4 protein-coding genes and 1 pseudogene are annotated in these 7,855 nt (G+C 39.2%); all 5 read left to right on the top strand.

The genetic code is table 11. From position 1 onward, the window contains the following. Positions 1–2,791: SusC/RagA family TonB-linked outer membrane protein (locus DXA54_RS27190; RefSeq protein WP_243647697.1), on the top strand; the 2,791-nt coding region annotated here is incomplete at its 5' end. Positions 2,792–2,808: 17 nt separating this feature from the next. Continuing rightward, the gene (locus DXA54_RS27185) at positions 2,809–4,359 is read left to right on the top strand and encodes a SusD/RagB family nutrient-binding outer membrane lipoprotein (RefSeq protein ID WP_004300463.1); all 1,551 of its coding nucleotides are present in this window, start codon (positions 2,809–2,811) and stop codon (positions 4,357–4,359) included. Between the two features lie 27 nt (positions 4,360–4,386). Next, positions 4,387–5,526 (top strand): glycoside hydrolase family 18, encoded by a 1,140-nt coding sequence (locus DXA54_RS27180; RefSeq protein WP_004306244.1) that lies wholly within the window; start codon positions 4,387–4,389, stop codon positions 5,524–5,526. Between the two features lie 8 nt (positions 5,527–5,534). Continuing rightward, a complete protein-coding gene (locus tag DXA54_RS27175) occupies positions 5,535–6,734 on the top strand; it encodes a DUF1735 and LamG domain-containing protein (protein ID WP_120081151.1) in 1,200 nt (399 codons plus the stop codon). Between the two features lie 23 nt (positions 6,735–6,757). Further along, a pseudogene (locus DXA54_RS27170) lies at positions 6,758–7,706 on the top strand (DUF4999 domain-containing protein). Positions 7,707–7,855 lie beyond the last annotated feature (149 nt).

The raw sequence follows: 7,855 nt of genomic DNA, 5'->3' as shown, positions 1-7,855 counted from the left end.
CTCCCAAACAATCACGCTTGCCAATGCCCAACCTCTTAAAATAACCTTAGGAGAAGATACACAAGTATTGGATGAAGTTGTTGTTACTGCATTAGGTATCAAGCGTGCAACCAAGGCGTTAAGTTATAATGTACAAGAGGTAAAAGGTGATGAATTGACAGCTGTTAAGGACGCCAATTTTATGAATTCATTATCAGGAAAGGTTGCCGGTGTTCAAATTAATAGTGGTGCAACCGGTGCTGGTGGTGCCACACGTGTTGTTATGCGTGGTATGAAATCTCTGACTAAAGATAACAATGCATTGTATGTAATTGATGGTGTACCTATTTTTAATACAGGAAAAAGCGGTGGCGAAGGATTATTTGGAGAAATGGGAGGATCAGATGCTGTTGCTGACTTAAATCCTGATGATATTGCTAGTATTAGTATGATGACCGGTCCTTCTGCGGCAGCATTATATGGTTCTGCTGCGGCAAACGGTGTTGTTTTAATTACTACTAAAAAAGGCCAAACAGAGAAAACGACCATAACAGTATCCAACAGTACTACTTTCTCTAAAGCATATATTATGCCGGATATGCAGAACCGTTATGGTACAAGTTCCGGATTATTCAGCTGGGGAGAATTGGCAAACCGTCGATATAACCCATCTGACTTCTTTGAAACAGGATCCAATGTTATCAATTCGGTAGCATTATCTACAGGAAATACCAAAAACCAGACCTATCTTTCTGCTTCTACAACTAACTCCGGTGGAATTCTTCCGAATAACTCCTATAACCGTTATAATTTTACGGCACGTAATACCACCCATTTCCTGAATGATAAACTTACTCTGGATATCGGTGCACAATATATCGTTCAGAACAACAAAAACATGGTTTCTCAAGGACAGTATTATAACCCTCTCCCATCACTGTATCTATTCCCTCGTGGAGACAACTTTGACGAAATTCGTTTGTATGAACGTTATAATACTAACTACGGCTATATGGAACAATATTGGCCTTATGGTGATGCAAGTTTGTCATTACAAAATCCATATTGGATACAAAATCGCATCAACCGTACTTCCAACAAGAAACGTTATATGATGAACGCTTCTTTGAAATGGCAGGCTACAGATTGGCTCAATGTTGTCGGTCGCGTCAATCTGGACAACTCCGACTACCGGAATAAAAACGAAAAATCTGCTTCTACATTAACAACATTCTGTGGTGTAAGCGGTGGTTTTGAAGATGCCATGCGCCAGGAACGTTCTTTATATGCCGATTTCCTGGCTAATATAAATAAAACATTTGGTGTTTTTCATTTAACAGCCAATGTTGGTGCTTCCATATATCATACTTCAATGGATCAGTTATATATTGCAGGTGACCTGGTTATCCCCAACTTCTTCCAGATCAACAATATTAATTTCTCTGCCAACTATAAACCGGATCCTACCGGATATGAAGATGAAATTCAAAGTATTTTTGCCAGTGCTGAATTAAGTTGGAAAAATCAACTGTATCTAACCGTAACCGGACGTAATGACTGGGATTCAAAACTTGCATTCTCCAAACAGAAATCTTTCTTTTATCCGTCAGTCGGTTTATCGGCTTTATTATCAGAAATGGTTAAACTGCCCGAGGTGATCTCTTATGCTAAAATACGCGGTTCATATACAGTGGTAGCCTCTTCTTTCGATCGTTTCCTTACTAATCCGGGTTACGAATACAACAGCCAGACACATAACTGGGCGAATCCGACCGTTTACCCGATGGACAACATGAAACCTGAAAAGACTAAGTCCTGGGAAATCGGTTTGAACTTGAAATTCTGGGGAAACCGTTTCAATTTAGACGCAACTTACTATCGTTCTAACACACTGAACCAAACATTTAAGGTAGATATTCCCTCTTCTTCCGGATATAAACAAGCGATTGTACAAGCTGGTAACGTGCAAAACCAAGGTCTTGAATTGGCTTTAGGGTTCAACGATAAATGGGCAGGATTCGGATGGTCTTCTAATGCAACCTTCACTCTAAACCGTAACAAGGTGAAACGACTGGCAAGCGGCAGCGTGAATCCCGTGACAGGAGAAGCTATCCAAATGGATGAAATGAATGTGGGTTGGTTAGGTAAAGAGAATGTAGCTCCTCGCGTCATCCTGACAGAAGGAGGCTCCATGACTGATATCTATGTATACAACCAACTGACAAAAGACAATAACGGTAATATAAAAGTCGATCAGAATGGTAATCTGGGTATCACTTCATCAAACACTCCGGTAAAAGTAGGTAATCTGGATGCTGATTTCAACCTCGGATGGACCAATCATTTCACTTATAAAGGAATTGATTTAGGAGTTGTATTATCAGCCCGCGTAGGCGGATTAGCTTATTCGGCTACTCAAGGTATCTTAGATTATTATGGAGTATCCGAGACATCTGCAACAGCTCGTGATAATGGTGGTATACCTATTAATAACGGTAAAGTTAACGCCCAAAAGTATTACCAGACTATTGGTACGGGTGAAGGTGGCTACGGTCGTTATTATCTATATAGTGCAACCAATGTACGTTTGCAGGAATTGAGTCTAAACTATACACTTCCTAAAAGATGGTTTAAAAATGTGGCGAATGTTACTTTGGGTATTGTAGGACGTAATTTATGGATGATTTATTGTAAAGCCCCATTTGACCCGGAATTGTCTGCCTCTACCTCCAGTAACTATTATATGAATGTAGACTACTTTATGCAACCTAGCTTGCGTAACTTCGGTTTTAATGTGAAAGTTCAATTCTAAAAGAAAAAGCTAATGTTATGAGAAAATATTTAAGAAATATCACAGTCGGTGCCGCTCTGTTGTTACTGGCAGGAAGTTGTACCGATAAATTTGAGGAGTATAATACGAATCAATATCAAATTCATGATGCAGACCCTGCGACTTTGATGAAGTCTATGATTGAAACAATTGTGAATATTCAGCAGAATGACTCTCAAATGCAAGATCAGATGGTGGGACAGTTAGGTGGCTATCTATGCTGTTCTAACACATGGAGTGGTACAAACTTCAGCACATTCAATCAGAGTGATGCCTGGAATGCTACCCCCTGGAACACTCCGTTTGAAAAAATATATGGAAACTTTTTCCAAATACAGGAAGCAACTAATTCTACGGGACATTATTATGCTTTTGCGTGTATGATACGTGCAATAACGATGCTTCGCGTTGCGGATTGTTATGGACCGATGCCTTACAGCCAAGTAAAGAAGGGTAATTTCTATGTATCTTATGATACCCAGGAACAGGTCTATACCAGTATATTAAGTGATTTAGCCAATGCAGCTGATGTTTTGTACAACTATTATGTAGAAACAAATGGCAATGCCCCATTGGGGGCCAATGATCCGGTTTTTGATGGAAATTATTCAGGTTGGGCTAAGCTAGCCAATTCAATGCGCTTACGTGTTGCAATGCGAATCAGCGGAACATGGCCTGGCATTGCTCAAGAGGCAGCTGAAGCAGCAGTAACACATAAAGCAGGATTGATTGAAAGTAATTCGGATAATGCTATGCTTTCTTGTGGCACACAGAGTAATCCATATCAACTGGCAGCTGTAAGTTGGGGTGATCTGCGTGTGAATGCAAATATTGTAGATTATATGAATGCATATGGCGATCCACGTATGCCGAAGTTCTTTAATAAGTCTACCCTTGCCGGGAAAACAGATAAATATGTAGGTATGCGTACAGGAGATGCTGATTTTAAAAAGGCAGACGCTGCAGGATTTTCTATTCCCGCATATACGGCAACCTCTAAATTAATGGTTTTCTGCGCTGCAGAAACGGCTTTTTTACGTGCAGAAGGAAAATTGCGTGGTTGGAATGTCGGTTCTAAAACAGCAAAAGCCTATTACGAAGATGGTATTAATTTGTCAATGGAACAATATCAGGTTTCAGCCACTGAATACTTGAAGATTGACGAAGCTCCTGTCGTATCACATGAAAGTGATGCTGTGCAAAATGCTACTGCTACAATTACCAATACAGTGAGTGTGATGTGGGATGACAGTGAGGCTGATAACGTAAATGGAAAAAATTTCCAACGTGTCATTACTCAAAAATGGATCGCCAATTATCCATTAGGATTGGAAGCATGGGCTGAATATCGCCGTACAGGTTATCCGGAACTTTATCCTTGTATCGACAATCTATCAGATTGTGGAGTGAGTAGCCAACGCGGTATGCGTCGTCTAAGCTTCCCTTATACAGAGGCACAAAACAATAAAGCCAATTATGATCTGGGAGTAGCAGAACTAGGCGGTGCTGATAACGAAGCTACTGACTTAAAGTGGGCTAAAAAGAACTAATTTATATAATGCATAAAAAGGACTTTTATGAAGAAAATTTATTTATTATACATTGTACTCATATCACTGGCAACGACCTCATTGATCGGTTGCAGTGACTGGACGGAGTCGGAAGCAAAAACTTTTCCCGAATCGATCGTATCGGATGAATATTATGCGGCCTTGCGTGCCTATAAGCAGACAGATCACCAAGTTGCCTTTGGCTGGTTTGGTGGCTGGAGTGGTGAAGGTGCCTATATGAAAAGCTCTTTAGCCGGTATTCCTGATAGTGTAGATATTGTTTCTATTTGGGGAAATTGGTCGAACATTACAGAAGCTCAAAAAAAAGATCTGCAATTTTGCCAACAAGTTAAAGGAACTCGTTTTACCATGTGTTTTATTATCAGAAGTGTAGGCGATCAAATTACTCCGCAGAATATTCGTGAAAATTGGGAAAATATGGGATTTTCATCCGAAAAAGAAGCTGTGAATGATTTTTGGGGATGGCCTTCCGATGAATCAAATAAGGAAGCAATAGAAGCATCCATTCGCAAATATGCAAGCGCCATTGCCGATACAGTAAACAAATATGGTTACGACGGCTTTGATATCGATTATGAACCTAATTTCGGCAACCCCGGTAATATCGTAGACGAAGACGATAGAATGTTTGCATTTGTTGATGAACTAGGCAAATATTTCGGTCCGAAATCAGGAACAGGTAAATTATTAGTTATCGATGGCGAACCACAGAGCATAACAGGTAGACCTGAAGTCGGGTTATATTTTGACTATTTTATCATTCAGGCTTACAATAATAGTAGTCCTGGCAGTGATTCTAAACTCGATAAACGTCTTATCACAGGCGGCGTAGCAGGTGCAGGACTTGTTCAGACGTATAGCAGTGTCATGTCTGAAGAACAAATCACGAAGATGACCATCATGACCGAGAATTTCGAGGCTACTGATGCTGCTATGGACGGTGGATATGATTACACTGATCGTTATGGTAACAAAATGAAATCTCTCGAAGGAATGGCACGCTGGCAACCAAGTAACGGATTCCGTAAAGGTGGTGCAGGAACCTATCATATGGAAGCAGAGTATGGTACTTCACCAGAATATAAAAATATACGCCGTGCTATTCAAATTATGAACCCGTCATCACATTCATTACTTAAAAATTAATGTAAACTATGAAACGTATGAATTATATAAAAATTTTATGCTTCTCCGCAGTCATAACAGGCTTAGGAAGTATAGTAAGTTGTGGAGATGCAAAATACGATACTTTAAATACACATGCTTATATTGAAGAAGCTCTTTCCAGTACAAGTCAAAAAGTGACCGTACAGGCTACTGGAGAAAGTTTTACTACCCTAAATGTGCATCTTAGTAATCTTTCTTCTACAGACAATCATTATAAATTGGTTACAGATCAATCAGTACTGGACACTTATAACCATATTAATGGAACCGGATATATAATGTTGCCCAAAGATTATTATACGTTGCCGGAAACGATTACTGTAAAAGCAGGACAATATGCAGCCGATGCCCTCTCCATCGCTTTGAAAGCTTTCAGTCAGGAAATGATGAAATCGGGAGAATCATATGCACTGCCTGTAAAACTAGTATTGCAAGATGGAAGTATTTCACCGATGGAAAATACCGGAACCTTTGTTATTTTGGCAGAAAGTATTATCGAATTTTCAGCTCCAATGTTTGTTGGCGCTCCTAGTTTAAAAGCTAATAAATTCACAGAATCTCCCGAAACGTATTCACAATATACGATAGAGGTTCGTTTTCAGGTAGCCAACACAGCTGACCGTGACCGTGCAGTATTTAAGAACGGAGGAGATGATGCAAACTTCATCCTTTTACGTTTTGAGGATCCTCAAAGTGACAATGAAAATTATAAGGCACATTCATTAGTACAGATTGTAGGACGTAACCGGCTTTATTTGAATCCAAGTAATTCTTTCAAGCCAAACGAATGGCAACATTTAGCATTGGTCTGTGATGGTTCCAACTATCGACTTTACATAAACGGAGTTGATTCGGGTGTGTTGAGTATACCAACAGGAGCAACAACTTTCTCTGATGTAAATTGGTTCTGCTTAGGTGATGATTCTTATAGTAGATGGGGAAACTGTAAAATTTTGATGAGTGAAGCACGTATTTGGTCTGTAGTTCGTTCCGCTTCTCAAATTCAAAATAACATGACTCAAGTTAGCCCAAAATCTGTGGGTTTGGAAGCCTATTGGCGATTCAATGAAGGACAAGGCAATGTATTCGAAGATGCAACCGGCAAAGGTCATACTTTGACTACTTCTGCTACTCCTACCTGGATTGACGGTATTTTATCTACAGATAAATCTACCGAATGGAAATAGTAATAATTTAATCGTATGTACATATGAAAAATATATTTCAATCACTATCAATAGCAACTCTACTCGGCTTGTTTGTCCCGTTCATTTCGTCCTGTAGCGATGATGAAGACGTTTTTAACGAGTGGAATGCTACGTATGTGTCTCTACAGAGAAATGACTATTTATCGGGGAATGTAAAAAAGTTCAATCTGACTCATGATGCGAATGGAATCGGAGGAGATGAAATTAAGATGGCTTTTACTGTAAAAACACAGAAAGCAGTCTCTACAGATATGGTTATCGCATTAAGTGCAAAAAGTGAAACAGAAGGGCTTGATGCAAGCCAGATCGTTTTAAGTTCCTCACAGGTTACTCTCAAAGAAGGACAGATGACTTCTGAAGAAATCACTGCGACGGTTGATCCGACGATATTTGCCAGTATCATGGAAAAAACAAGTTTCTCTTTCAGTGTCTCAATCAGTAATGTAACTACCAATGATAAGAACACTGTTATTAGCAGTAGTTTAAGTACATTGCCTGTCATTATTAATAAAGCTGCCTATTGTAATCTAAAAAGCGGTATTCCTAGTAATAGCCAACTTATCAGTAATCGCGCCGGCTGGATTATTAATGTAGAAGAAGGAGTAGAAGGCGCACCCAATAATTTAATCGATGGCAAGACTGGAACTGACGTTGCTCTAAATAATAAAGGATTCTGGTTTACTGTTGATTTAGGAGAAGCTAAGGTTTTAACAGGTATCAAAACGAATCATTGGACCAATGTATGCTCCTAGAGAAGTGGAAATATTACAGTCTGAAAATGGTACGACATGGAAATCATTGAGTTCATTAGCAATCTCCGGTGGTACACAGAATATTACGTTCATTTCTCCTATTACTACGCGATATCTGAAATATCAGATTATTACTATCTCTACAAACGGTCGTACGGATGTTACAGAATTTAATGTTTACGAACCCAAAAGTGAGTAAGTATTTATGAATAGATAACTATAAAAATATAGAATAGAGGCTATCAAACAGGCCTTAAGTTCATAAAATCACCCTCATTACAATGAATTGCACCCCAAAAGTTGTAAGCATTCGAAGAAATGCACCTTTTACACTTTGAGGTTTGGTTG

Source organism: Bacteroides sp. OF03-11BH, from assembly GCF_003604005.1.
GTDB lineage: Bacteria > Bacteroidota > Bacteroidia > Bacteroidales > Bacteroidaceae > Bacteroides > Bacteroides ovatus.
Note: the sequence above shows the minus strand (reverse complement) of the source record. Positions and strands in the feature narration are given on the sequence as shown.

What these genes read in the sequence shown, in the direction of transcription:
- DXA54_RS27185 (WP_004300463.1), top strand. Translation starts at nt 2,809, where the DNA reads ATGAGAAAATATTTAAGAAATATCACAGTCGGTGCCGCTCTGTTGTTA.
- DXA54_RS27175 (WP_120081151.1), top strand. Translation starts at nt 5,535, where the DNA reads ATGAAACGTATGAATTATATAAAAATTTTATGCTTCTCCGCAGTCATA.
- DXA54_RS27180 (WP_004306244.1), top strand. Translation starts at nt 4,387, where the DNA reads ATGAAGAAAATTTATTTATTATACATTGTACTCATATCACTGGCAACG.